This window comes from Lentzea albida (assembly GCF_900111005.1).
GTDB lineage: Bacteria > Actinomycetota > Actinomycetes > Mycobacteriales > Pseudonocardiaceae > Lentzea > Lentzea albida.
This window is the reverse complement of record NZ_FOFV01000002.1, coordinates 427,153-451,801: the sequence shown is the minus strand read 5'-3', so window position 1 is coordinate 451,801 and position 24,649 is coordinate 427,153. Positions and strand designations below refer to the sequence as shown.

Genomic DNA, 24,649 nt, shown 5'->3' with positions numbered 1-24,649 from the left:
CGGGAGCGCTGCCGCGGTCCAAACCAGCCTTTGGGATGATGTCCGGGCTGCGGGGGTGCGACTTCAGGGGGAGGAACCGGTGTTCGACCAGCGCGTTCTGCGGTTCGCGCCGCTGCTGCTGTGTCTGTCGCTGGCCGTCTACGCGGCCACGGCGAACTGGGGCATGATCGACCTGAAGGTGTACTGGACCCTCGCGCCCAACGTGCTGCGCGACCAGCTCTACTCGATCGACATGCCGTTCACGGCCGACTTCCCGCTGCCGTTCACCTACCCGCCGTTCGCGGCCGCGCTCTTCCTGCCGCTGTCGGCGCTGCCGTGGGTGGCCGCGCGGGTGGTCTGGCAGGTGGTGTCGCTGGTCTGCCTGTGGTGGATCGTGCGCACGGCGCTGAAGTCGCTCGCCGGTGACGAACGGTACGACGGCCGTCGTGCGCTGCTGTGGACGGCGATCGCGCTGTGGTTCGAGCCCGTCCGCAAGACCCTCGACTTCGGACAGATCAACCTCGTGCTGGTCGCCGGGGTGTTCGCGGCGATGCTCGCGGTGCGCCAGGTCGTCGCGGGCCTCGGCGTCGGTGTCGCGGCCGGGATCAAGCTGACGCCGGCCATCTCCGGGCTGTACTTCCTCGTCACCCGCAGGTGGAAGGCCGCGCTGTGGTCGATCGCGGGCTTCGCGGTCACGGTGGCGCTGGGCTTCCTCGTGTCGGCGGGCGACTCGTGGCGCTACTGGTTCGAGCTGCTCGGCGCGGCTGATCGGGTCGGGCCGGTCGGGTCGGTGATCAACCAGTCGGTGCGCGGCGCGTTGTCGCGGTCCCTCGGGTACGACGTCGAGACGTCCTGGCCGTGGCTGCTCGCGGTGGCGGTGTCGGCCGCACTGACGTGGTGCGCGCTGCGGGCGGCGGTGAGGGCGGGGGACGGGCTCGCCGCCGTGGTCGTCGTGCAGCTGTTCGGGCTGCTGGTCTCGCCGATCTCGTGGAGCCACCACTGGTTGTGGGTGATCCCGCTGGTGTTGTGGCTGGTCTACGGGCGGCGGAACCTCGTGCTCGCGGGGGTGTGGGTGGTCGCGGTGTGCTCGGACGTCATCACGGTCCTGATCGACCTGCAGCCGTCGATCTGGGAGATCCCGCGACCGTGGCCGCTCGCGGCGCTGGGCTGGGTCTACCCGGCGCTGGCGCTGGTCACGCTCGCGTGGTCGTGCAGGTCGTCGAGGTCCCACTCCGGCAACGGGTCGGAGAACGTCCCCCACACCTCGGGTCCCGCCGCGAGCTCCTGATCGGTGAGCAGCGCGGGGTCCAGGCGCCGCGCGGGTTCCGCCACGTCGAGGTCCACGCCGATGAACACCAGCTCCTGGCGGGCCTGCGGCGAGTCGAGCAGCTCACCGGGCTCGATGACCAGGTTCGGGCCCGCCTGCGACCACACGGCCAGCACGTCCGGGCGGGTCGCGATGTGGCAGAAACCCTTGCTGCGCAGCACGCCCTCCCAGTCGCTCAACGCCTCCGCGAGGCGGGCGGGGTGGAACGGGCGGGAGGCGCGGTAGGTGACGGACCGGATGCCGTACTCCTCGGTCTCCGGGGTGTGCCCGCCGGCGAGCTCCTGCGCCCAGCCGGGCGCCTGCGCCGCCGTGATGGGGTCGTAGAGGCCGGTGTCGAGCACCTCGGCCAGCTCCACGACCCCCCGGCGCGTGTGCAGCAGGCGGGCGGACGGGTTCAGGCGCCGCAGCAGGGCGTCGAGCTTCGCGAGCTGGTCCTCGGTGACCAGGTCGGTCTTGTTGACCACCAGGACGTTCGCGAACTCGACCTGGTCGACGAGCAGGTCCGCGACGTCGCCGGCGGCCAGTTCGCGCAGGTAGCCCTCCGCGTCCACGACCGTGACCATGGTGTCGAGCCGGGCGAGGTCGGACAGGCTCGTGCCGTCGGCGAACGTCCAGTCGAAGGTGGCGGCCACCGGCATCGGCTCGGAGATGCCCGTCGACTCGACCAGGATCGTGTCGAACCGGCCCGAGCGCGCCAGTTCGCCGACGCTGTCGAGCAGGTCTTCGCGCAGCGTGCAGCAGATGCAGCCGTTGGTGAGCTCGACGAGCCGTTCGGTGGTGCGGTCGATGAGCGCCGCGTCGATGTTGACCTCGCTCATGTCGTTCACGATCACCGCGACGCGGCGGCCGGAGCGGTTCGCGAGGACGTGGTTGAGCAGCGTCGTCTTGCCGGCGCCCAGGAAGCCGGACAGCACGGTCACGGGAGTGCGCATCAGAGTTCCATCTCCTCGTGCCAGTCGGCGAACGGGTCGGCGAAGTCGAGTTCCGCGATCAGGCCCAGCTCCTCGTCGGTGACCAGGGCCGACCGCAGTGCCGCGGTGATCTCGGAGGCGTCGGCGGAGGTCGTGATCACGACGACCTCCTGGTCGCGGTCGCCCTCCCAGGGGCCGAGGTTGCCCACGCGCAGCCCTCCACCCGCGGACTCGAGCCACAGCGCCGCCTCGGGCTGGCTCGCCACCCACACCCGGCCGCGCACCCGCACGACGCCGTCGAGCAGCACGTCGATGCAGTCGTGCAGGCGCATCGGGTGGAACGGGCGCCGGTCGGTGAAGTGGACGACGGACACGCCGTGCGCCGGTTCCAGCGACGGCCGCCCGAACAGCAGCGACCCGAAGCCGTCGTCGATCTCGCCCCGCCGCGAGGCCCGGGGGATCTCCGCCAGCAACGAGACGACGTCCAGCGTCTCCAGGAGCTGCCGCGGGGCGCCGGGGGAGAGGCGGTCGAGCACGGCGGTGAGCACCGGACCGGCCGGGCCGGTCAGCACCAGCGCGTCCGCGAACTCCGCCTGGCCCACGACGACCTGCGCGACGGTCCGCTCGTCGCCCTCGGCCGCGCGCATGCCCCGGTCGGCGAGCGAGTCGGTGCCCGTGGCGTCGTCGAGCCAGGTGGCGCTGTCGACCACCGTCACGACCGCCTCGACCTCGACGGAGGTCTCGCTCAGCGCGAAGCAGACCGCCTCCGGTTCGAGCATCGGGTCCAGCTGCACGATCACCCGGCCGTCGAGGCTCTCCAGCAACGGGATCAGGTCCAGCCGCAACGTGCACGACACGCACCCGTGCGCGAGCTCCAGCACGGTGAGCCTGCCGTCCGCCCAGCGCCGCACCACCCCATCGGCCAGGCCGCTCAGGTCGTGCCTGACCAGCGACGACTCCGGTGACGCGCGCCAGAGCTCGTCGGCCACGTCGTGGTGGGTGAACCCGGCTACCAATACGACCCGTGCTGCCATGGCCCGTACCCTACATGACAACGATTATCGTTTCGAACCGGCGTCGGCGGTGAGACGTGACATGATCGGAGGCATGCAGGTCGAGTTCTGGGCTGACGTCATCTGCCCGTGGTGCTACATCGGCAAGGCGCGCTTCGACAAGGCGCTGGCGGCGTTCGAGCACCGCGACGAGATCACCGTGGTCCACCGCGCGTTCGAGCTGGACCCCGGCAGGACCGGCGTGGAGTCCGTCCAGGACATGCTGGCCGCCAAGTTCGGCCCGCGCGCCGCCGAGATGGAGGCCTCCGTCGCCCAGCTCGCGCGCGACGAGGGGCTCGAGTACCGCCTGGACCGCGAGGTCGGCAACACGTTCGACGTGCACCGGCTGCTGCACCTGGCGGGGGAGAAGGGCGTCCAGCACCAGGTCCTCGACGCCGTGCTGCACGCCAACTTCGGGCAGGCGCGCTCGCTGTTCACGCCCGAGTCCCTGACCGAGGTCGTCACGGAGGCGGGTCTCGACGCGGCCGACGTGAAGGCCGTGCTCGAGGACCCGGCCGCCTGCGCCGGCGAGGTGCGCGCCGACGAGCAGCGCGCGCGGGACATCGGCGTGTCCGGCGTGCCGTTCGTGGTGCTCGCGGAGCGGTTCGCCGTGTCCGGGGCCCAGCCCACCGAGCTGTTCGAACGCGCGCTGGCGCAGGCCCGGGAGAGCTGAACGAGCGCCTTTCGTCACGGACCTGGGAGCGCGCGATCGGTTAGCGTGGAGCCGACGATCAGATCGGGAGGCTGCACACCGTGAACGAGGGCAACGCTGCTCTGTTGAAGGTCGAGTCCGAGAAGCGTGACACCGCGGTCGTGCTGCGCGCCGAGGGCGAGGTCGACTCCTACACAGTGGAACTGCTGCGGGAGAAGCTGTCCGAGGCGTTCGGCGCGGGACTGCCCGTGGTGCTCGACCTCAGCGACGTCGAGTTCTTCGCGTCCGTCGGCCTGTCCGCGCTGGTCGAGTACCACCTGCGCGGTGAGGAGCGCGGCACGCCGTTCCGGCTCGTGTCCCCGCGCGGCAGCGTGCTGAGGGCGCTGAAGGCGACCACCCTGACCGAGACGCTGGAGCTGTACCTGGACGTCGACGCGGCGCTGCATGCCTGACCTGCCGTCCCGCCCGGCGCCGGACGGCTTCGTGCTGGACCGCACCAAGGTCGTCGTCGCGGTCGCGGCGGGCCTGGTCAGTGGTCTCGCGGTGACCCTGACCGGCCACGGCGAATTCGGCCTGCTGATCGGCTGGGACGTCGCCACGCTGGTGTACCTGGTGCGGGCGTGGCTGGTGATCTGGCCGATGGACGCCGAGGAGACCGCGCAGCACGCCGTCCGCAACGACCCCACCCGCCGCGTCGCCGAGGTCGTGCTGATCGTGGCCGCCGTGGCGAGCCTGGTGTCCGTGGGTTTCGTACTGGCCCGTGCGGCACACACGACCGGCGGCTCCGAACTGCTGCGCGTCGGCCTGGGCGTGCTGTCCGTGGTGCTGTCGTGGACGGTCGTGCACACGATCTTCACCCTGCGCTATGCCCGCCTCTACTACTACGGCGCGGACGGCGGCATCGACTTCAACCAGCCCGAGCCGCCCGACTACGGCGACTTCGCGTACGTGGCGTTCAGCATCGGCATGACGTTCCAGGTGTCCGACACGAGCCTGTCCGGGCGCGAGATGCGGCGCACGGCCCTGAAGCACTCCCTGCTGTCGTACCTGTTCGGCACCGGGGTGCTGGCCACGACGATCAACCTGGTCGCGAGCATCAGCAGTCAGTGAGCCGGGTGCTCGGCCATCAGCGTCAGCGCGTCGAGCAGCCGCCACCAGTCGTGCTCGCTCGCCTCGCGTCCGAGCGCCTCCGTCAGCAGGACGCACGCGCTGATCAGTCGCGCGGCCACCTCTTGCTGCTCCTCCCCGGACCCGGCGAGGGCCGCCACGGTCTCCTGGAAACGCCGGCTGCGGCTCAGCTTCACGACGCTCTGCGGGACCGGTCCGGTGGCCGCCGGGCTCGCTGACCCGAACTCGATCGAGAGCTCGGTGCCGAGCGCGGCCGCGAGCCTGCTCAACGCGTTCGTGGTCGGGTTCCCCCTGCCGTTCTCCAGGTTCGCGATGTAGGGCACGGACAGCCCGGCGTCGGCGGCGACCGAGGCGACGGTGCGGCCCGAGGCCTGCCGCAGGGCGCGCAGTCTCGGCCCGATGGGCTCGTTCGGCACGTCCGCTCCTATCTTGACAGAACACTCCGGGTGGCGCTCTTATTCTGACAAGAATACTACCTGGGGGTGGGCGGTGCTCGAAGCGCTGAAGATCCGTGATTTCCGGCTGTGGTGGACCGGGCGGACGGTGAGTCTGCTGGGCTCCTGGCTGCTGGTGATCGCCATCCCCGCGCACGTCTACGCGCTCACCGGCTCGGTGCTGGCGACCGGTCTCACGCTCGTGGCCGAGCACCTGCCGCCGTTGCTGCTCGGCCCGGTCGCGGGGGTGCTGACGGACCGGTGGGACCGCCGGCGCGTGATGATCGTCGCGGACCTGTTCCGCGCGGCCGCGGTCGGGCTGATGGTGTTCGCGACGGCCGAGCACTCGCTCTGGCTCGTCTACGCCGCGCTCGTCGCGGAGAGCACGGGTGCTGTGCTGTTCCGGCCGGCCGCGCAGGCGCACCTGCCGGTCGTCGTCGGCAAGGGGAGCGGGCTGAGCAGTGCGAACTCGCTCAACGCGTTCGTCGACGGCACGGTCCGGCTCGTCGCGCCGCCGCTCGGGGCCGCGATCCTGACGTTCGCCGGGTTCTCCGCGCTCATCTGGATCGACGTCGCGAGCTATCTCGTCTCGGCTGCGGCGATCGCGCTGATGACGCGCCGCGGCGGTCCGGCGGTGGGGGAGCGCGCCGGCCTCGCCGGGGGGTGGGAGGTGTTGCGGGGCTTACCGGTCGCCGTGGTGCTGCTGCCGCTGACGGCGGTGTTCCTGGCGGCCAACGCCTCACTCAGCGCGTTGCTCGTGCCGTTCGGGATCGAGCGGCTCGGGGGCAGCGAGCAGATCGGGTTCGTGGTGTCCGCGCTCGGCGTCGGGTTCCTGCTGGGCGCGGTGCTGGTCCGCCGGCTGGTCGACCGGGTGCCGCCGCGCCTGCTGCTCGCGGCGACCCAGTCGGCGGTCGCCGTGGCGTTCTTCGCGCTCTTCAGTTCGACGTCGGTGGTCGTCGCGGTGCCCGCCGGTGTCGCGATCGGACTGTTCGGCTCGATGACCCTCGTCGTGCCGCAAACCGTGTTGCAGCGCGAGGTTCCGAACGAGGCGCTCGGCCGGATCAGCGCGGTGTTCCTGTCTGCGGAGGCGCTGGCGACGCTGGCCGGCGCGCTGGCGGGACCGCTGCTCGCGCAGGCGTTCTCACTCGACGCCGCCGTCGTGGTCGCCTGCGTCGTGACGGTGGGCGGAGCGGTGACGGGGCTCGTGGTGTGGGACCGGGGCAGAATGAGCGCGTGCCCGACAAGCTGACCGTCGACCTGCATCCCGTCTTCCGCAGCGACCAGGACATCGCCCAGGCGATCCGCGCCGCGCTCTTCCGCGCGGCCGGGCAGCGGGTGCCGCTCGTCGAGATCATCACGGGCAAGGGATCGGGCAAGTTGCGCAGCCGCGTGCTCGCGATGCTCAAGCAGCCGCACGTGAAGAAGCTCTACCGGCGCGTCGAAACGGCTCCCGGCAACGACGGGATGCTGCTGGTGCACCTGAAGTAGGGCTCAGCCCTGGCTCGTCCTGCGCATGACGCGGTCGAGCAGCTCGGTCTCCTCGCTCGTCTCCTCGTCGGACGAGGTGAGTGCGAGCAGGAAGATGATGATCACGCTGACGCCGGCACCGCCGATGATCAACGACGTGATCAGCTCCTGCGAGTTGCCCACGACGACCGACGCGGCGTGGTCGTGCGTCATGCTCATGGCGTACATGCCGGTGTAGTGCATGCCCGTGACGGCGACGCCCATCACCAGCGCCGCACCCGCGACGGCGAGCGGGCCGGTCACCTTGCGCGTGAACCACAGCGCGACGGTCGAGGCCACCACGGCGATCACGACGGACAGCGCCACGATACCGATGTTGTAGGACACGTCGGCGTTGATGATGATCGCGGACATGCCGGTGTAGTGCATCGCCGCGACGCCGAGGCCGGTGACGAGACCGCCCGCCGCGAGCAGGACGAAGCGCGTGTCGCCGTCGACGCCGTAGCGCCGCACGATGAACAGTCCGATCGCGACGAACACGATGGCGACGACCATGCTGAGCAACGTGATCGGGATGTCGTAGGAGACGGTGGACCCCATCCACGTGCCGAGCATCGCGGTGAAGTGCATGCCCCAGATGCCCAGACCGCCGATCGACACGGCGGCCACGGCGATCCACCAGTTGCGCGTCGTCCTGTTCGCGTTGCGTGCGCGTTCCGCGGCCAGGAGTCCCAGAACAGAGCCGAGTACCGCGACGACGTAGGCAGCGATCGGTGTGGCCGTCCCCATCTCCATGGGCGAGATGAAAACATTTCGAATCTATGGGGCACAAGGCCGTTGGAAATAAAGGGATTCACGAATACGAACGGCGATCAGGCGTGCACACCCAGTGGGAAAAGACATACTCTGCGTCCGTCCACTTGAGACCAGGGCCTGTGTCGAGATCCGGTCCGCGACAGCCGGGCCCGAGGCGGCCCCTGGCGGCACGGCCGGAACGCCCACGTACAACACCGGTACGCGGCCGTTCCGGCCGCACCACCAGAAACCACCTCAAGCGCAGCTCTCATCGAACCGGACCTCGACACAGGCCCTAGTTCATCGTCTGGACACCTAGACGCGTCTGCGCGAGCATCCGCTGCGCGCGCGGGAAATCGCGCAGCTGGTCCGACAACAACTCCAACGCCGGGTCCAGCACCTGCGCCGGCACGCCGCGCGCGTTGAGCACTGCACCGGTCCAAGACAGGAAGTCCACGAACAGCGAGTCGTCGTCCACGTACAGGGCGGTGGCCAGGTGGTCGACGATGTGGGCCAGGTCCTCGGCCGTGTGGTGCCGTTGTTCGTCGGTGTAGGAGGCCATCGCGGGCACGCGGTCCTCGAGACCGCGGTACACCGACCGCACCAGATCGCGCGCGGTCCGCGTCACGAGCGTGTACTCCTGGTCCGCGAGGTGCGGCAGGTCGTCGACCGGCTGGTGCGGGGGGCTCGGCGCGGGCAACGTCTGCGACAGCAGCATGTCCGCGGCCGACCGGGCGTCCGCGGCCCACGCGTTCGCGCCGAACCGCCGCGCGTACACGCCGTCCTGGCCGAACGCCGCCCCGCCGACCATCACCGGCACGCCCGTCGCCTGGCACGCCGTCATCGTCGAGTGCGCCACCGGCAGCCGGGTGGCGATCGAGCTCGACAGCGCCACCACGTCCGGGCCGGTGCGGTGCAGGTACGTGATGAGGTGCGGCGTCGGCACCTGCGCGCCCAGGTAGTCGACGGCGAACCCGCGCAACGCGAGCACCTCCGCCAGCAGCCGCGCGGGCAACGCGTGCCACTCGCCGTCCACGCACGCGACCGTCACGCGCCCGTGCTCGGGCTCGCGGCGCGGCCTGGTGATCGACAACGCGGTGACCGCCCTGTCGTTGATCGCGGTGATCGCGTGCTCCTGCGCCACGCTGATACGGTTCGCGGCCCATTCCTGGCCGACCCGCTTCTGCACCGCGCCGACGACGTCGAGCAGCACGGTCTCGTGGCCGCGCTCGTCGGCGGCGTCGAGCACCACGTCGGTGGCCCGGTACTCGTCGCCGAGCAGCGCGGCCTCCCACAGGGCGTCCACCACGTCCGCGACGGGCTTCACGAAGGCCTCCTCCGCGGCGCCGTGATGGCGACGACCGCCATGTCGTCGTGCTCGCCACCGCCGACCCACTGCGAGGCGAGCATGTGCACGTGTTCGACGAGGGCCTCGGCCGGCATGCCGCCGCAGGCCGTCAGGGCGCGGTGCAGGCGGTCCTCGCCGAACTCCTCGTCGCCCAGCGGGCCGCCGTGGGCCTCGGTGATGCCGTCGGTGTAGAGCAGCAGCGAGTCGCCGGGCGCCAGCACGACCTCGTCGGTCTCGGTCAGGATCTTCGGCAGGATGCCGACGAGCGTGCCCTTGTTCCTGGCGGCCTCGACCTCGCCGTTCGTGCGCACGACCAGCGGAGGCAGGTGCCCGCCCGAGGTCAGCCGCACGCGCAGGCCGCCGGCCTCGGGGCTGATGGTGCCGACGACCGTGGTGATGAACCGCGACTCGTCCGTCGTGAGCAACGCCTGGTTGAGGGCGTGCAGCACCTGGTCGTGGTCGGTGACCACCTGCAGGAGCGCGTGCACCGCCGTGCGGACCCGGCCGGTCTGCACCGCCGCGTCGAGTCCCTTGCCGCACACGTCGCCGAACAGGACGAACAACTGGTCGTCCGGCAGCTCGTGCACGTCGTAGAAGTCGCCGCCGACGCGTTCGGTGTCGCCCGACGCCCGGTAGCGCCCGGCCAGTTCGACGTGCTCGTAGCGGTGCAGCACCGGGGGCAGCAGGTCGCGGGTCAGCCGTTCGGTGATCGAGGCCTGCTGGGTGAACAGGCTCGCCGCCGAGATCGCCACGCCCGCCCGCGACGCGAAGAGCCGCGCGAACGCCTCCTCGGCCTCGGTGAACTGCTTGTCGCGCCGGATGAGGATCAACGCCCCGGCCGGCACGCCGTGGCCGGGCAGCGGGGTGACGACGATCGAGACGACGTCCTGGGCGAGCCAGCCCGGCGCCGCGGCCGGGTCGATCCACCGCGAGGGCACCGGCGGGAAGCCGCGCAACGCCTCGCTGAGCCCGACGACCTCCTCGACGTCGACGCGCTGCAGCTCGTACGTCGGCGTCCCGCCGCGCAGGCACCGCGTGACCGGGTGACCGTTGCCGGACGGCGGCGCGATCACCACGGCCTCGTCGGCGAGGTGCTCGGCGGCCAGTTCCGCCACGACGTTCATGCAGCGCTCGGGGTTGAGCGATGTCATCAGCTCGCTGGACATCCGCGCCAGCAGCGCGGCGCGGTCGCGTTCGAGCAGCAGGTCGGTCTCGTCGAGCAGCCACCAGGTGACCGAGCCGTCCTCGTTGTCGACCCGGTGGGCGGCGTAGCTGCGGTCCGCGACGTGCACGGACTCGCCGTGCCGCAAGTCGGGCGGCAAGACCTGTTCCGGGAAGAGCGTCCTGGCTGCGTCGTTCATGCCGTGCACGGCACCGACGGCGTCGACGACCAGCGCGGGGCACGGTGAACGCAACCAGCTGGAGACCGTGACCACGAACCGATTGTCTCATCCGAACCCGATCAAGAACAACGTTTGAACCCCCTGACGAGTGGGTATGCGGTCCTCAGAGGACGATCACAGCGTCACCCGTCCGGTGATGCCCGCCACGGTGTTCCCGCCGACCCAGATCCGCCCGTCCGCCTGCGCGAGGTGGATTCGCCCGCGCCGGCCGAGCGCCGTGCCCTGGGCCGCGACGTACCGCTCCCGGGCGATTCCGGCCGGGATGAGCCACTGGGCGATCGCGGCGTTGAGACTGCCGGTCACCGGGTCCTCCTCGTACCTGCCGCCCTCGTGGATGAACGCCCGCACCTCGAACTCGGCGTCGTGGCCCTCCGGGTGCGGCCCGACCACCCCGATGCCGGTGAACTCGCCGAACCGCTGGTAGTCGGGCCGCACGGCGAGCACCGCCTCGGCGGAGCGCAGCAGCACCGCGGCCCAACCGGGTCCGTTGTCGGCCCACTGAGCGCCGAGGACGTCGTCCGGCTCGATCGCCAGCGCCGCCGCCAGGGCCTCCGGGTTCTCGACGGGACCGCCGCGCAGGAGCGGTGGGGCGGCGAACGCCAGCCGCGCGCCGTCCCGGCGCACCTCCACCAGACCGGCGCCGCACTCCTGCACCAGCCGGTCCGGGTCGCGCGGGGTGCCGCCGGCGGCCAGCCACGCGTGGGCAGAGCCGAGCGTCGGGTGGCCCGCGAACGGCAGCTCGCGGCTCACCGTGAAGATGCGCACCCGGTAGTCGGCCGCGGCGGGATCGGTCGGTGGCAGGAGGAATGTCGTCTCCGCGAGGTTCGTCCAGTTCGCGAACGCCGCCATCTGCTCCGTGGTGAGGCCTTCCGCGTCGTGCACGACCGCGAGCGCGTTGCCCTTCGTGAACTCGTCGGTGAAAACGTCGACCTGGCTGAACGTCCGCATGGTGTCAATGGTGCCGTCCGACGTCCGGTCACCGCACGAGGTAGCTCCGTCACACGTGGTGCAGGCCATTTGTCCGCTCTTAGCCTCGATCGCACGTCCTGCCTGCAACGACGGAGGCGAACACATGCGATTGAGGAACGTGCTCGTGGCACTCGCGGCGGCGACCGGCCTGGCCGCGGCATCCCTGTCGATCTCGCTCGCGGCGGTCCCGCCGCCCCAGCAAGGCACGCTGACCAAGCTGAACATCACCGGCACGTACGTCAGCGGCATCTCGTCCGGCGGGTACATGGCGAACCAGCTGCACGTCGCGTACTCCGGGTTGTTCCAGGGCGCGGGCATCTTCTCGGCCGGTCCCTACGACTGCGCGCAGAACAACGTCAACACCGCCCTGCTCGCGTGCATGGACACCTTCCAGGCCCGCAAGACCCCGGCCCAGCTCGAACAGCTGACCCGCGACCGCGCGGCGGCGGGCGCGGTCGACGCGCCGCAGAACCTGTCCGGCGACCCGGTGTGGCTCTTCCACGGCACCGCGGACGACACGGTCGACGCCGCGGTGAACAACGACCTCGCCACCTACTACCGCGACTTCGGCTCCCGCGTCGTCTACAACAGCACCACCGCGGCAGGCCACGCGTGGATCAGCCCGATCGGCCCGAACGCCTGCGGCTCCACGGCTTCGCCGTACATCAACAAGTGCTCGGCCGACGTCGTCGGGCAGATGCTGGGCCACCTGTTCGGTTCCGTGAACGCGGCCGCCTCGACGCTGACCGGCAAGCTCGTGCAGTTCGACCAGAACACCTACGCGCCCGGCGGCAGCGCGTCGGCGATCACCCTGGGCCGTGAGGGTTTCGCGTACGTGCCCAAGGCGTGCGAGACCGGTCCGTGCAAGCTCGTGGTGGCGTTGCACGGCTGCCAGCAGACGTACGGCCAGATCGGCAACGCGTTGCTGGACAAGGCTTATCTCAACGAGTACGCCGACACCAACGGCATGGTCGTGCTCTACCCGCAGGCCACCACGTCCTCCGCGAACCCGCGCGGCTGCTGGGACTGGTGGGGCTACCAGTCGGCGCAGTACGCGCAGAAGAGCGGCCCGCAGATGACCGCCGTGGTGAACATGGTCAAGGCGCTCTCGAACGGCGGACCGGCGCCCACGACGACGACAACCACCACCACCACCACCACGGCTCCGCCTTCGGGATGCGTCACCGCCAGCAACTACGCCCACACGGTCGCCGGCCGCGCCTACGCGAACCTGGGCCAGACCTACGCGCTGGGTTCCAACCAGGCGCTCGGACTCTGGAACACCTACACCACCAGCACTCTGCGGCAGACCTCGACGAACTACTGGGTGAGGTGCTGACCAGCGCTCCAACAGCACACGACCAGGACGGCCGCGCCTCGAAGGCGCGGCCGTTGTCGTACACGCTGACCTGCGCCGTCGAGCAACCTGAACGGTTTCGGCGCGAGTTGACAACTACGGGGTGGAAAGGGAAGCAGAACCCGAGGAGCTCCATGTCGTCAGACGCTGAACTGATCGGCAGATCGCTGCACGGAGACACGGACGCCTTCGTCGAGGTGATCAGCCGTCACGAGAGCGCGATCGGCAGCTACCTCGCGCGCAGGGTGGGGCGGCAGACCGCCGAGGACGTGCTCGGCGACGTGTGGGTGGCGGCCTACGCCTCCCGTGCGAGCTACGACAGGTCGTACCCCGGGGCCCGGCCCTGGCTGTACGGCGTCGCGCTCAACAGGTTGCGCCAGCACTGGCGGTCCGAGCCGGAAGAGGACCCCGCGCCGGACGTGGCGCGGATGGCGAGCGGCTGGGACCCCTGGCCGGCGGTCGACACGCGCGTGGACGCCCAGGCGTCGCTGCGCGCGGCGCTGGCACGGCTCAAACCGGAGGAGCGGGAGGTCCTGGGCCTCGTCGCCTGGGAGGACCTGACCGTCGCCGAGGCGGGACGGGTGCTCGACATCCCGGCCGGAACGGCCCGCCGCCTGCTGCACCAGGCGCGCAAGTCGCTGCGCGACGCCCCCGAGGTGGCCGCGCTGCTGCAGGTACCGACAACGTGAAAGAACACCCCATGGATGAGATGGACCTGATGAAGAAGCTGCGTGACGTCCCGTCCCCCCGCCCCGAGGCCTACGACGACGCCCGTGCGGCGCTGCGGACGGCGATGGCGGAGCCGGTGGCCCCGGTCGTGCGCCCGAAGCGCTGGTTCTCCTGGACCAGGGCCGGCATCACGGCCGTGGGTGCGGCGGCCGTCGCCACGGCGGTGGTGATGGGCACGACGGGCGGTGGCGTTCCGGCGGCACCTCCGGCCGCGGCACCGCAGGTGGTCGAGTCACCGCTGGTGAAGCTCGCCTCCGACCTGAAAGCGGCGCCGTCGCAGGGGGACTCGTCGCTGATCATCCGTTCGAACCTCGCGCCCGACAAGTCGCAGTACGTCTGGTACACGGTCTACACGGACAAGGGCCAGACGTTCCACGGCGACTCCCCGAAGACCCTGGCGCAGGCGGCCGCGAAGGGACAGGACCTGGCCACGGACTACGACCGGAAGCTGATGGCGGCCGCCCGGCTCGCGGCGAAGGGTGACCTGGAGGCGGCCAGGAACGCGATGGTCAACGGCGCCGGTTGCTGCTGGGCGCTCGGCATGAGCCCCGCCGAGCAGGAGAAGGCGTGGGCGCGCGGCCAGGAGGAAAGGGCCGAGGTCTTCCGCAAGAAGGGCATGCCGGTGCCGCCCGCCAAGCCGCGCCCGACGGGCAAGGAGCTGGAGGACGGCATCAACAACACCCTGTGGAGCAACACGACCTACGCGTTGTTCATCGGCGCGGCCAACGCGGAGGTCCGCGCGGGGGTGCTGAAGCTGCTCGCGACCATCGAGGACGTCACCGTCGACAAGGCCGACGTCGGGGGCCAGACCGTGCTGAAGCTCACCGCCGCTCCTCCGGTGAGCTCCGGCGAGGGGGCGCACGTGGTGACCGTGGACGCCGGCAACGGCCTGCCGATCCGCTCCGAGGTCGTTCCCGCGCAAGGAGAGCAGGACCCGCACTCGGTGGCGAACTACAAGTCGTCCCGGGTGAACCTGGCCGACATCGCGGCCGGCAAGATCTGAGCAACGCTCCTGAGAGGACCGATTCCGGTCCTCTCAGGAGTCCGCGAACTTCTGCGCTCCCAGCACGTTCAGCAACGCCAGCGCCTCGGCGTCACGAGAACCGGGCGGGGCGCTGTAGAGGACCAGGTGCTGGTCGCGGTCCGTCAGCGCCAGTGAGTCGCAGTCGACGGTGATCTCCCCGACGACCGGGTGCCGGAACGTCTTCGTCAGCGTCGGCGCGGCGTGCACGTCGTGCCGCTCCCAGAGCCGGGCGAAGTCGGCGCTGCCCTCGCGCAGCTCGTCGACCAGCCCGGACACCACCGGATCGGACGGGTAGCGCGCGAGAGCGGCCCGCAGGTGCATGACCACGTGGTGGCGGAACTCGGCGGCGTCCGACACGCCGTACAGCTCCGGGACGGGGTGCAGGAACGCCCGCCGCGCGAGGTTGCGCTCCCGCGGGCCGAGCTCGCGGAAGTCCTCCATCAACGCCGCCGCGAGGTCGTTGCACGCCAGCACCTCGAACGCCGCCGACGTCACGAAGCCCGCCGTCTGCGGCAGCCGATCGAGCAGCGCGAGGATGCTCGGCCGGACGTCGCGCCGGTGCCGTCCCGTGCGGCTCGGCGCGGTGCCCGCGAGGACGTGCAGGTGGTCGGACTCGGCGTCGGTGAGCCGCAGGGCCTGGGCGATCCCCGCCAGCACCTCGGTCGACGGCCGCGGCGCCCGCCCCTGTTCGAGGCGGATGTAGTACTCCGTCGAGATGTGCGCGAGGACGGCCACCTCCTCGCGGCGCAGCCCGGACGTCCGGCGGCGCGGACCCGAGGGCATACCGACGTCCGAGGGCAGGAGCCGCTCCCGCCGGGTGCGCAGGAACGTGCCGAGCTGCTGCTTGTCCATACCCCGAGTATGCGCGGTGGGCGGCCTCCCAGACTGGTACAGCCTGTGCCTGCCTCCGGTCCGCACCCGGACCGACGCTGGTGCCATGACGAACAACAACACCGGCCTCCTCGCCGGCAAGGTCGTGCTCATCACCGGCGCCAGCCGCGGCATCGGCGAGGCGGCGGCGAGGCTCTTCGCCCACGAGGGCGCGTCCGTCGTGCTCGCCGCCCGCAGCGCCGACGCCCTGGACCGCCTCGTGACCGGCATCCGCGCCGAAGGCGGCACCGCCGACGCCGTCACGATCGACCTGGGCGACCGGGCCAGCGTCCGCGCCGCCGTCGACCGCGTGGAGGAGCTCCACGGACGACTCGACGGCGCCTTCAACAACGGGGCCGTCGTGCAGCAGCCGGGCCCGTTGCACGAGACCAGCGAGGACGAGATCGACGAGCAGTTCGCGGTGAACTTCCGCGGCCACTGGACCGCCATGAACGCCGAGGCCGCCCTCATGCGCCGCGGCGGTGGCGGCGCCATCGTGAACACGTCCAGCATCGGCAGCCGCCGCGCGAACCCGGTCCTGCCCGCCTACGGCGCCATGAAGCGCGCGCTCAACAGCCTCACCGAGAGCGCCGCAGTGACGTGGGGCCGGGAGGGGATCCGGGTCAACGGCATCACGCCCGGCGGCACCGCGACGGCCATGATCGAACAGTGGGAGGCGGCGACGCCCGGCGTGACCGCGCAGATCACCGCGTCGACCCCGTTGGGGCGGATGGCCGAGCCGCGTGAGGTGGCCGAGGTCGCCGCGTGGTTGCTGAGCGACCGGGCGTCGATGGTGAACGGCGCGATCGTGCCGGTGGACGGGGGCGCCGGGGCCTGAGACGTGGGCTGGGGAAGCGGTGTGCGGTTGTTCGAATCGGCGCGGGGCGGTGAAGATCGTGATTACGATCCCGTGCCATGGTCCGCACCACCCCGCCGCGTCCCGTCGACGTCGCCCAGCACCTCCCCGCCCTGGCGCCGCTGGCCCGCACCTCCGTGCGGCTGCACCCCCGGCCGGGCGAACCGACGGCGGCGGACAGCTCCGTCGGTGGTCCGCTGCTGTGGCCGGCGGGGGAGCCGTGGCCTTCCTGCGCCGAGCACGGTGACTCCTTTCTGGACGGTGCCTCCGTGCCCGATGTGATGGCGCGCAGGCAGATCCTGACCGAGGCGTGGGCCCGTCCACGGGAACGCGGGGTCAACCTCCTGACGGCGGAGGAGAAGGTCGTCGTCGACCGCGTCGACCAGGGCACGCCGATCAGGCAGGACGGCCCGCTGCCGATGGTGCCGGTGGCGCAGCTGTACGCGCGGGACGTCCCCGGCCTGCCCCGCCCGGACGGCGCGGACCTGGTGCAGGTGCTGTGGTGCCCCTTCGACCACGAGGACGAGGGCTACGCGCCCAGCACCGCGGTGCGCTGGCGGGTGGCGGCGGAGGTGACCGACCCGCTCGGAGAACCCCCGGTCCCGGCCGCGGTCGAGGAGCACTACCTGCCGCAGCCGTGCGTGCTGCACCCCGAGGAGGTCACGGAGTACCCCGCTCCGCACTGCCTGGAGGAGGACCTGGCCCGGCAGGTGCACGAGTGGGAGGACCGGGAAGGGCAGAGGTACCAGTACGACCTGTCCGTGGCCGACGGCTGGAAGACCGGCGGCCACGGGCCGTGGAGCTTCTCCGACCCGTTCCCCATGGCGTGCCCGGACTGCGGCGCGGACGTCGAGCCGCTGCTGACCGTCGCCAGCGCCGAGTGGGACGGCGGGATGAGCTGGCAGCCGGTCGAGGACGCCGAGGCGGCGCACCCGCCGTACCCGGCTCCGCACGAGCCGACGATGGTCATGATCGGCCGCGGCTACAACCTGCAGCTCTACACGTGCGCCGCCGACCCCCGGCACCGGCACGTCACGAACATGCAGTAGACCGTCAGGCCGTGATCGCGGCGAGGACGACCTCCTGCGCCGCGCGGACCGTGGCGGGCAACGACGCCGGGTCGCGGCCGATCCGGTCGACGCCCGCCCGCATCGCGCCCGACAGCAGTTCCACGACGAGGCCCACGTCGCCGACGTCGCGGAACTCGCCTCGGGTGATGCCGTCCCGCACGACGTTCTCCACCTCGGCCACGAGGACGGTGAACGGGTTCTCCGGCCCCTGCTGGAGTTCGGCGACCATCGGACTCGCGTTCGGCAGGAACATGAACCGCAGGTCCGTGGAGGCCGCCAGGATCGTCTCGACGATCTCGCGCATCCGGTCGGCCGCCGGGTCCGCCGACCGTGCCGCGATCGCGCTCACCTGCTCGGCCAGCGGGCTGCTGGCACGGCGGGCGAGTTCGAGGACCAGCGTCCGCTTGTCCTTGGCGTAGTTGTAGAGCGTGTTGCGCGCGAGGCCCGCCCGCGCCGCGATGTGGCCCAGGGTGATCGAGTCGTAGTCGCGTTCGAGCAGCAACTGCCGCAACGCCTCGGCGAGGCCCGTCCACACCACCTCGTGGTGCTCCTCGATGGTGGCGGCGCGAATCCGCGGCATCCGGTCGTTCCTCCTCGGTTCTCACCGCACGGCGGCGGGCACGTTCTCCTGGTGTGTCGCCGTCAGCTTGACACGGCTGAGCCGCCAGCCGTCCGCGGTGCGGACCGCCTCGTCGTCGTAGAAGCCGACGACCAGCCAGCGAGCGGCGTCCGGCAGCCAGTGCTCGGCGCGGACGTGCGCGTGGATCTTCGCGGTGTCGCCCTCGACGGTGACGACGTGGCCGGTGATCGCGTGGTGCGTCGCCTCGAACGGCGCGAAGGTCGAACGGAGGACCTCGACGTAGCTGTCCAGCGGGACCGTCATGGGCGGCATGCCCGTGACGGACTCGAAGTCGAGCGTCAGGTCCTCGGTGAAGACCTTGCGGGGCAACGCGTCGAACTCCTTCAGGTCCGCGATGTCGGCGTAGTGGCTGAGCAGTTCGACGAGCTCGGCGCGATCGTCCATGGGGCCCTCCCGGAACTTTTACGACAACCTGTCGTGAACGTTACGACAGGTTGTCGCGAAAAACCAGGATCAGAAGTTCGACGTGATGGCCGCCACCAGGTCGTCGGTGATCGTGCTGGGATCGGCGGCCTCGTACGCGCCCGCCGCCGTGGCTTCGGCGATCTTCTTGAGCTCCTCGCGTCCCGTGGCGTCCTCGGGGCTGAAGCCGTAGGCGAGCGTGAACACCCTGACCGGTTCGGACCCCGCGGTGGCCTTGATCCGCTCGACGAGCTGCGCGAGGTCGAGGCCCGTCTCCTTCTCGTTCTTGCCGTCGGAGAGCACCACGACGGCGTTGATGGCCTTCTCGTCGAACTGCTGCCGCATGGTGGTGACGGCCCGGTCGACGGTGTCGAACAGCCCCGTCCCGCCGTCCGCGGGCAGCTCCGCGATCTTGTTCGCGATCTCCCGGCGCTTCACCTCGTCCAGCGGGCCGATCGGGTGCTGCTCGCAGTGGTCGTCGCGGCAGGACGGGCCCTTGCCGGCGTAGCCCGCGCTGGAGAAGTTCCACAGGCCCAGCCGGTCGGAGTTGGTGAACCCGGTGACGATCTCGGTGCGGTACTTCTTGACCAGCTCGATCTTGGACGGGCAGTGCCTGGTGACCGGGTCCCGCTCGAGCCACTTCGGGTCGCAGGTCTGCTTGTCGACCTTCTCCGCGGTCACGCCGGACCTCATCGAACCGGACGTGTCGACGACGAGCAGGACGTTCGCCGGCTTGCGCACGGTGCTCCACGCGGTCAGCACCTTGTTCAGCGTGCGCGCCGACGGCGCCTGCACCTCCTTCACGGCGAAGTCGGGGGAGACCCCGTTCTGCTCGGAGACCTCGTTCGACTTCCGCGAGGGGTCGCGGAAACCCAGCTCCCCGAAGCGCTTCTGCGCCTGGGTGGATCTCAGGTGGGTGAAGAAGTCCTCGGACACCTCCCGTTTCGCCGTCGAGGTGTCCGGCCACGCCAGCGGGACGTACGGGTGGTCGTGGAAGATCGTCCCTTCCTTGGGGTACATCGCGACGAGCTTGGTGGTGGGCTCGCCCTCCTTCTGGTCCACAGGGGACAGTGCGCCCGCCGGGTAGCCGGAGTTGTAGGCCAGCATGGAACTCTCGTCGACGGTGAGCGCGGAGACGTAGGAGAGCCCCTGCCCCTGTCGTTCGGCGGTGCGCAGGTTGCGCAGGAAGTGCAGGCTCGTTTCGCCGTAGTGCACGATCGACTGCTCGATGCTCTGGACGAACCTCTGCGCGTTGACGTTGTCGACGTCGCCGTCCTCGAGCGGTCCGGTCGAATCGATGTTGGCGCGGAACGCGTGGAACGCGCCGATGGTCGCGTTGAGGCCCGAGGTCGAGTAGTTGGGGTTCGTCTTCCCCAGCCGGAACGGGCCCCAGTCCTTCCCGTACCGCGCCCACCCCTGCGGGTCGGCCGCCAGGTCCGCGAGCGTCCTCCAGCTGACGTCCCTGGTGCTCGGCCAGCCGAGCGTCTCCGCCATGGGCTTCGGCATGGCGACCACCAGCGGTGACGTCACGACGGGTCCGCGGCTCTGCGCCTGCAGCGCGGCGAGCGCGTTCGAGCCGGGCGCGGCGCGGTCGCGGGCGATGTCGAGCCACTCGCTGGAGGCCGGGGACCAGACGTCGGGGCGCGGGCCGTCGGACTCGGTCCACCCGCGTGCCAGCGTGTTCGCGGCAGTGCCGGAGTTCAGCTCGGTGATCCGGACCTTGACGCAGTGCCCGTCGGCCGACCGCGTGCCGTACTTCTCGGCGAACTCCTTGAACAGCTCGCTCTTGTCCGCGGACACTCCGATGTGGACGGTCGTGTCCGGTGGTGTGGAGCACGAAGCCAGTGCGGTGATCTCGCGGCTGGAGGCGAGGAGCGGCACCACGGCGAACGCCAGCAACGCGACGACCGCCGCGAGTGCGGTCCACCGCGTCCTGACCTGGCGCCACCACGGAACGGGGGGAGCCGACGCCTGGTCGCGCGCGACCGCCATCGCCGCACCGAGCTCCGCGGCCCGTGCGCGGACCTCCGCGGGCGCGTCGCCGGCGAACGGCGTGCACACCTCGATGATCTCGTCCAACGACGGGCGCCGCGCCGGATCCTTGTCCAGGCACCGCCGCAGCAGCGCGACGAGTGCGCTGTCCCACCCCGCCAGTCCGCTCAGGTCCGGTTCGTCGGCCAGGATCCTGCGCACGGTGTCGTCCGGGTCGTTGCCGAACGGCGGCGTGCCCGTCGCCGCGTGGACCAGCAACGCCCCCAACGAGAACACGTCGCTCGCCGCGGTGACCTCCTCGGTGCCGCGGGCCTGCTCCGGCGACATGAACGCGACGGTCCCGACGGCACCGTGCCGGGTGAGGCCGGCGTCCTCGCGGTTCTTCGCGATGCCGAGGTCGATGATCCACAGGTCCTCGACGCCCAGCAGCACGTTGGCGGGCTTGAGGTCCCGGTGCACCAGGCCCTTGGCGTGGACGAGCCGCAGCTTCCGCGCCACCGCGGCCGCGAGCCACGCCACCGCCGCGGGCCGCCACGGGCCGGTGACCAGCTCCTGCAGCGACCGGCTCGGCAGGTACTCGGTCGCGAACCACGGCCGCTCGGCGTCGGCGTTGGAGTCGAGCAGTGTCGGGAACTCACCGCCCGCCGCCCTGCCGACCTCGTCCACGGACCGGATCTCGCGCCGGAACCGCTCGCGGCTCACCGGGTTCGCGGCCACCTCGGCGCCCATCACCTTGACGACCACGAGCTGCCCGAGCCGTCCGCTGGCACCGAGGAACACGTTGCCCGTGGCACCGGACCCCACCCGGCCGAGCAGGGTGTACTCGCCGATCTCGCGGGGATCACCGGTGTGCAGAGGATCGAGCTCCAGCGCGTCGAGGAGCTTCCCGGCGTCCGGACCGGGCTTCGGCAGCACGAACCACAGACTCGTCAGCGCGACGAGCGCGCTGATGACGCTGCCCCACTTGTCGGCCCGCTCGAGCCCTTGCAGGGAAAGGAAGACGACGAGGGACACGGCCGCCACGAACGTGGCACCGGCCACGACGCGGCGTTTCGGCAAGTCGCGCAAGGAGAACCATCCCACCTGGAACTCGGGGAGGCGTGGACGCGGCTTCCCCGCACCACTCCGCACTGTTCGTTCGGTCCGAATCGACCAGGTGGTAGATCGCCTGATCGCTCCGGTCGCGTTACAGCGCACAGGTGGGGTGGAATTGCTTCTGCGCAACAAAAAGCCCACGCCGGAGCGTGGGCCTTCGCGCTGTGTCAGGACACGGGCGGGTACTGCTCGGCCCGCAGCAGCCGGGCGAGGTGGGCGGCGTTGCGGGCCGCCGTCGCGGTGGTGGACTTCACGGCGTCGGGCGTCTCGTCGAGGTCGTTGTAGTCGACGGTCTGCATCGCCTGGCCGTTCCAGTACGTGCACCCCTGGGCCGGGATGGAGAAGCCGGTGTCGTTGAGGGCCTGGAAGAGATCCGCGACGATCTTGTGGGCGCCGTCCTCGTTGCCGACCACGGCGGCCAGGGCGACCTTGCCGAACATCGCGGGGCGGCCCTGGTCGTCGGTCTCCGACAGCGAGGCGTCCAGGCGTTCGAGGACGCGGTGGGCGACGCTGGAGGCGTGACCCATCCAGGTCGGCGTGGCGACGATGAGGATGTCGGCCTCGCCGATGGAGCGGCGCAGCGCGGGCCACTCGTCACCGTCGCCCATGTCCGCCTCGACGCCGGGTTTGACGTCGTGGTCGACGACCCGGACGACCTCGCCGACGACGTCGTGGTTCTTGAGCTCGTCGAGGAGCTGGTGCGCGATGAGGTCGCTGCTGGACGGGGCGGGGGACGGCTTCAGGCTGCAGACCAGAGCCACGGCGCGCAAGGACACGGTGAACCTCCACATGTTGCGTGCGCGCCGTGCTCGGGACCGCAAGGGCGCACTGTTGAGGGGACCCCGTTCCGGCCGCGGCCAAACCTGTCCTCAGTGGACGCGCAGGTCCTGCCGGATCCAGGCGGTGACGGAGGAGTGCCGCGGCTTCCAGCCGAGTTCCCCCGCCCTGGTGGCGCGCACCCGGCTGTTCGCGCCCAGCGCGTAGCGCGCGAAACCCTCGCCCCACACGCGTGCCGCCTCCTGCAACGGCCACGGTTGCACCGCGCCCAGGCCCAGCCGGTCCGCGATCGCGGCACCGATCTCCGCGAACGACGCTTCGCCGTTCTCCACGAAGTAGAACCCGCGGGCGGCGGGGTCGGTCAGCGCGGTCGCGTACAGCGCGGCCAGGTCGTCGACGTGCACGGTGGACCAGGTGTTGAGGCCCCGGCCGACCACGCGGACGACGCCGCCGGCGCGGGCCTGCGCGACGAGCGGCACCAGCAGGACGGTGTCGGGATGGGGCGCGCGGCCGGTGCCGTAGACGAGCGGGTTGCAGAGCACGACGGCCCGCACACCGTCGGCGGTGACGACGTCGGTGTCGAGCGCGAACCGGGCCTGCCGGACGGGGTGGGAGCTCGCGACGACCTCGTGCGCGTCGTCGTGGACGGTGGGGGAGAGCGCTTCGCCCTTGGCGTCGTCCGCGATCAGGCTGGTGCCGCTGGTGTGCACGAACGGCTTGCCGGAGCCGCGCAGGCCGCGCAGCAGGGCCTCCACCGCGCCCCGGTGGTCGCTGTTCGCCGCGTTGATCACGCCATCCGCCCGTTGCGCCTCGGCCGTGAGCAGGCCGGCGTCGTCCAGGTCGCCGGGCACGGGGGTGATCCCGGCCCGCCGCAGCAGCGGCGCGTGGTCAGGGTTGCGCACGAGGCCGCGCACCTCATGCCCCTCGGCGACGAGCCGTTCACCGACGACGCCTCCGATGAAACCGGTCGCGCCGGTGAGGAAGACCTTCATGCCCCGCAAGCTAGCCGCGAGCACCACCGGCGGCCGAGGAACGTTGCCGATCCGGCAAAACAGTCGTTCCGTGGGCGTCGTCCCGCCCTCGTAGACTCCACGATCATGCGTGGGAGCGAACGAGTTCTGCTGGCCCTGCTGGTCACGGCGGCGATGAGCGGGTGCACCACCCCCGAGCCGGGCGCTCCGGGAGCGGCCACCACGGCCACGTCGGCGACCTCTGCGGTGAACACGATCGTGCTGGACGTGACGGGTACCGCCACGATCACGTCGCTGACGCTGGTCGTCGACGGCGCCACCACCGAGGAGAAGGCGGTGACGCTCCCGTGGTCGAAGACGCTCGAGTTCCCCGTGGACAGCGGCCGCCACGAGTGGAAGCTGCAACTGAAGTACGGCGGCGGTGACGTGCTGGCGAAGAGCACGGCGAACGGCAAGCCGCTGACCCAGACCGCGGGCAGCGGTTCACCCGGCAGCGACAGCAGTTCCGAGCTGTCGGGCAGCATCGCGAAGTGACCGCCTGAGAGGGGTCCTGACAGGACCCCGGAAGATCAGGGACCTGGGACACCGGCCTTCCGCGGCGAAGACTGGCCATGTCAGCGAATGACATGGAGGAACTTCTCGTGGACCTGTCCAACCGCACCGTTTTCATCGCCGGCGGCACGTCCGGCATCGGCCGGGAACTGGCCCGGCACCTGACCGCCGCGGGCAGCACCGTCGCCGTGGGCGGACGCAGCGCCGGCGACGGCGAGTTCGCCCTCGACGTGACCGACGGCGAGTCGGTCGAGGCCGCCCGCGACGCCGTGCTCGCCCGCTTCCCCGACCTGGACACCGTGGTGACCATGTCCGGGGTCATGTTGCTCGAGGACCTGCGCGACCCGGCGCACTTCGAAGCCGCGCAGCGCACCATCGACACCAACCTGACCGGCACGATCCGGCTCATCGACGCCTTCACCCCGCACCTCGTCGGGCGCGGTGCGGGAACCATCGTCACCGTCACGTCGGGGATCGCGTTCCTGCCGTTCCCGCCGATGCCCACCTACGCCGCGTCCAAGGCCGCCGTGCACGCCTACTCCGAGGCCCTGCGCGCCCAGCTGGACGGGACGGGCGTCGACGTCGTCGAACTCGTGCCCCCGGCCGTGGCCAGCGCCGGGCAGGAGAAGGTCAACCCGCGGGCGGTGCCGGTGCACGACTACGTCACCGACGTCGTGAAGCTGCTGTCCCAGGAACCGACGCCCAAGGAAGTCCTGGTCGAGCAGGTCCTGATGCACCGCTGGGCGGAACGCGACGGGACCTACGACGAGCTCGTCGCCCAGCGCGCCCAGGCCCTGTCGATGCTCCCCTCGCGCCGCGCCTGAGCTGAATGGTCTACATTCCAATCAA

General features: G+C 71.1%; 26 protein-coding genes. 13 read left to right on the top strand and 13 right to left on the bottom strand.

All coding sequences use genetic code 11. The features are described 5' to 3' along the window. Positions 1 to 79 precede the first annotated feature (79 nt). A complete protein-coding gene (locus BMY74_RS07575; RefSeq protein ID WP_177229620.1) occupies positions 80 to 1,267 on the top strand; it encodes a mannosyltransferase in 1,188 nt (395 codons plus the stop codon). Here BMY74_RS07575 and BMY74_RS07570 read toward each other — a convergent pair. Both BMY74_RS07570 and BMY74_RS07565 read right to left on the bottom strand, forming a co-directional pair. Continuing rightward, positions 1,153 to 2,238 carry a GTP-binding protein gene (locus BMY74_RS07570; protein WP_143091477.1) on the bottom strand — a complete coding sequence of 362 codons (1,086 nt, stop codon included), beginning with the start codon at positions 2,236 to 2,238 and terminating at the stop codon, positions 1,153 to 1,155. The two genes, BMY74_RS07575 and BMY74_RS07570, sit on opposite strands and share 115 nt — an antisense overlap. After that, entirely contained in the window at positions 2,238 to 3,251 is a 1,014-nt protein-coding gene (locus BMY74_RS07565) for a GTP-binding protein (RefSeq protein WP_089911698.1), read from the bottom strand. Before BMY74_RS07565 ends, BMY74_RS07570 begins: the two co-directional genes overlap by 1 nt. 73 nt (positions 3,252 to 3,324) lie before the next feature. Here BMY74_RS07565 and BMY74_RS07560 point away from each other — a divergent pair, with 73 nt between their 5' ends. The 3 genes from BMY74_RS07560 (at position 3,325) to BMY74_RS07550 (ending at position 5,031) form a co-directional block, all read left to right on the top strand. After that, the gene (locus BMY74_RS07560) at positions 3,325 to 3,942 is read left to right on the top strand and encodes a DsbA family oxidoreductase (protein WP_089912610.1); all 618 of its coding nucleotides are present in this window, start codon (positions 3,325 to 3,327) and stop codon (positions 3,940 to 3,942) included. Positions 3,943 to 4,022: 80 nt separating this feature from the next. After that, complete coding sequence (locus tag BMY74_RS07555; RefSeq protein ID WP_177229619.1) at positions 4,023 to 4,373, top strand: STAS domain-containing protein; 351 nt, start codon at positions 4,023 to 4,025, stop codon at positions 4,371 to 4,373. Further along, on the top strand, positions 4,366 to 5,031 hold the full coding sequence (locus tag BMY74_RS07550) for a DUF1345 domain-containing protein (RefSeq protein WP_089911692.1): 666 nt from the start codon (positions 4,366 to 4,368) through the stop codon (positions 5,029 to 5,031). The genes BMY74_RS07555 and BMY74_RS07550 overlap by 8 nt, the downstream gene beginning before the upstream one ends. Here BMY74_RS07550 and BMY74_RS07545 read toward each other — a convergent pair. Then, the gene (locus tag BMY74_RS07545) at positions 5,025 to 5,465 is read right to left on the bottom strand and encodes a helix-turn-helix domain-containing protein (protein WP_143091476.1); all 441 of its coding nucleotides are present in this window, start codon (positions 5,463 to 5,465) and stop codon (positions 5,025 to 5,027) included. The genes BMY74_RS07550 and BMY74_RS07545 overlap by 7 nt on opposite strands. A gap of 73 nt (positions 5,466 to 5,538) precedes the next feature. Here BMY74_RS07545 and BMY74_RS07540 point away from each other — a divergent pair, with 73 nt between their 5' ends. Both BMY74_RS07540 and BMY74_RS07535 read left to right on the top strand, forming a co-directional pair. Beyond that, the gene (locus BMY74_RS07540; protein ID WP_177229618.1) at positions 5,539 to 6,732 is read left to right on the top strand and encodes an MFS transporter; all 1,194 of its coding nucleotides are present in this window, start codon (positions 5,539 to 5,541) and stop codon (positions 6,730 to 6,732) included. Further along, positions 6,717 to 6,971, top strand: coding sequence for a Smr/MutS family protein (locus BMY74_RS07535; protein WP_089911682.1), 255 nt, complete (start codon positions 6,717 to 6,719; stop codon positions 6,969 to 6,971). Before BMY74_RS07540 ends, BMY74_RS07535 begins: the two co-directional genes overlap by 16 nt. 3 nt (positions 6,972 to 6,974) lie before the next feature. Here the strand turns inward: BMY74_RS07535 and BMY74_RS07530 are convergent, their stop codons facing one another. From BMY74_RS07530 to BMY74_RS07515, 4 genes are all read right to left on the bottom strand, one after another. Continuing rightward, positions 6,975 to 7,745: an MHYT domain-containing protein gene (locus tag BMY74_RS07530; RefSeq protein ID WP_089911679.1), complete on the bottom strand. Its 771-nt coding sequence runs from the start codon at positions 7,743 to 7,745 to the stop codon at positions 6,975 to 6,977. 295 nt (positions 7,746 to 8,040) lie between these two features. Continuing rightward, on the bottom strand, positions 8,041 to 9,072 hold the full coding sequence (locus BMY74_RS44865; protein ID WP_089911676.1) for a cobalamin B12-binding domain-containing protein: 1,032 nt from the start codon (positions 9,070 to 9,072) through the stop codon (positions 8,041 to 8,043). Next, positions 9,069 to 10,529, bottom strand: coding sequence for a PP2C family protein-serine/threonine phosphatase (locus BMY74_RS44860; protein ID WP_245785960.1), 1,461 nt, complete (start codon positions 10,527 to 10,529; stop codon positions 9,069 to 9,071). Before BMY74_RS44860 ends, BMY74_RS44865 begins: the two co-directional genes overlap by 4 nt. A gap of 81 nt (positions 10,530 to 10,610) precedes the next feature. Next, on the bottom strand, positions 10,611 to 11,444 hold the full coding sequence (locus tag BMY74_RS07515) for a PhzF family phenazine biosynthesis protein (RefSeq protein WP_089911673.1): 834 nt from the start codon (positions 11,442 to 11,444) through the stop codon (positions 10,611 to 10,613). A gap of 124 nt (positions 11,445 to 11,568) precedes the next feature. Here BMY74_RS07515 and BMY74_RS07510 point away from each other — a divergent pair, with 124 nt between their 5' ends. From BMY74_RS07510 to BMY74_RS07500, 3 genes are all read left to right on the top strand, one after another. Beyond that, complete coding sequence (locus BMY74_RS07510; RefSeq protein WP_177229617.1) at positions 11,569 to 12,804, top strand: extracellular catalytic domain type 2 short-chain-length polyhydroxyalkanoate depolymerase; 1,236 nt, start codon at positions 11,569 to 11,571, stop codon at positions 12,802 to 12,804. Positions 12,805 to 12,956: 152 nt separating this feature from the next. Further along, positions 12,957 to 13,511 (top strand): RNA polymerase sigma factor, encoded by a 555-nt coding sequence (locus tag BMY74_RS07505; RefSeq protein ID WP_089911667.1) that lies wholly within the window; start codon positions 12,957 to 12,959, stop codon positions 13,509 to 13,511. A gap of 11 nt (positions 13,512 to 13,522) precedes the next feature. Further along, positions 13,523 to 14,554: a hypothetical protein gene (locus BMY74_RS07500; RefSeq protein WP_245785959.1), complete on the top strand. Its 1,032-nt coding sequence runs from the start codon at positions 13,523 to 13,525 to the stop codon at positions 14,552 to 14,554. Positions 14,555 to 14,587: 33 nt separating this feature from the next. Here the strand turns inward: BMY74_RS07500 and BMY74_RS07495 are convergent, their stop codons facing one another. Further along, positions 14,588 to 15,427, bottom strand: coding sequence for a helix-turn-helix transcriptional regulator (locus BMY74_RS07495; RefSeq protein ID WP_089911660.1), 840 nt, complete (start codon positions 15,425 to 15,427; stop codon positions 14,588 to 14,590). 85 nt (positions 15,428 to 15,512) lie between these two features. Here BMY74_RS07495 and BMY74_RS07490 point away from each other — a divergent pair, with 85 nt between their 5' ends. Together BMY74_RS07490 and BMY74_RS07485 are read left to right on the top strand one after the other, a co-directional pair. Further along, complete coding sequence (locus tag BMY74_RS07490) at positions 15,513 to 16,283, top strand: SDR family NAD(P)-dependent oxidoreductase (protein WP_089911657.1); 771 nt, start codon at positions 15,513 to 15,515, stop codon at positions 16,281 to 16,283. Between the two features lie 77 nt (positions 16,284 to 16,360). Continuing rightward, on the top strand, positions 16,361 to 17,350 hold the full coding sequence (locus tag BMY74_RS07485) for a hypothetical protein (RefSeq protein ID WP_089911655.1): 990 nt from the start codon (positions 16,361 to 16,363) through the stop codon (positions 17,348 to 17,350). Positions 17,351 to 17,354: 4 nt separating this feature from the next. Here BMY74_RS07485 and BMY74_RS07480 read toward each other — a convergent pair whose 3' ends face one another. From BMY74_RS07480 to BMY74_RS07460, 5 genes are all read right to left on the bottom strand, one after another. Next, a complete protein-coding gene (locus tag BMY74_RS07480) occupies positions 17,355 to 17,951 on the bottom strand; it encodes a TetR/AcrR family transcriptional regulator (protein ID WP_089911652.1) in 597 nt (198 codons plus the stop codon). A 21-nt stretch (positions 17,952 to 17,972) separates the two neighbouring features. Then, on the bottom strand, positions 17,973 to 18,395 hold the full coding sequence (locus BMY74_RS07475) for a nuclear transport factor 2 family protein (RefSeq protein WP_089911649.1): 423 nt from the start codon (positions 18,393 to 18,395) through the stop codon (positions 17,973 to 17,975). A 69-nt stretch (positions 18,396 to 18,464) separates the two neighbouring features. After that, positions 18,465 to 21,473, bottom strand: coding sequence for a protein kinase domain-containing protein (locus BMY74_RS07470; protein WP_177229616.1), 3,009 nt, complete (start codon positions 21,471 to 21,473; stop codon positions 18,465 to 18,467). A gap of 194 nt (positions 21,474 to 21,667) precedes the next feature. After that, complete coding sequence (locus tag BMY74_RS07465) at positions 21,668 to 22,291, bottom strand: flavodoxin family protein (protein ID WP_089912603.1); 624 nt, start codon at positions 22,289 to 22,291, stop codon at positions 21,668 to 21,670. Positions 22,292 to 22,369: 78 nt separating this feature from the next. Then, positions 22,370 to 23,269 (bottom strand): NAD-dependent epimerase/dehydratase family protein, encoded by a 900-nt coding sequence (locus BMY74_RS07460; protein WP_089911642.1) that lies wholly within the window; start codon positions 23,267 to 23,269, stop codon positions 22,370 to 22,372. A 105-nt stretch (positions 23,270 to 23,374) separates the two neighbouring features. Here BMY74_RS07460 and BMY74_RS07455 point away from each other — a divergent pair, with 105 nt between their 5' ends. Next, a complete protein-coding gene (locus tag BMY74_RS07455) occupies positions 23,375 to 23,782 on the top strand; it encodes a hypothetical protein (protein ID WP_089911639.1) in 408 nt (135 codons plus the stop codon). Positions 23,783 to 23,859: 77 nt separating this feature from the next. Then, complete coding sequence (locus BMY74_RS07450; protein WP_218159548.1) at positions 23,860 to 24,624, top strand: SDR family oxidoreductase; 765 nt, start codon at positions 23,860 to 23,862, stop codon at positions 24,622 to 24,624. Positions 24,625 to 24,649 lie beyond the last annotated feature (25 nt).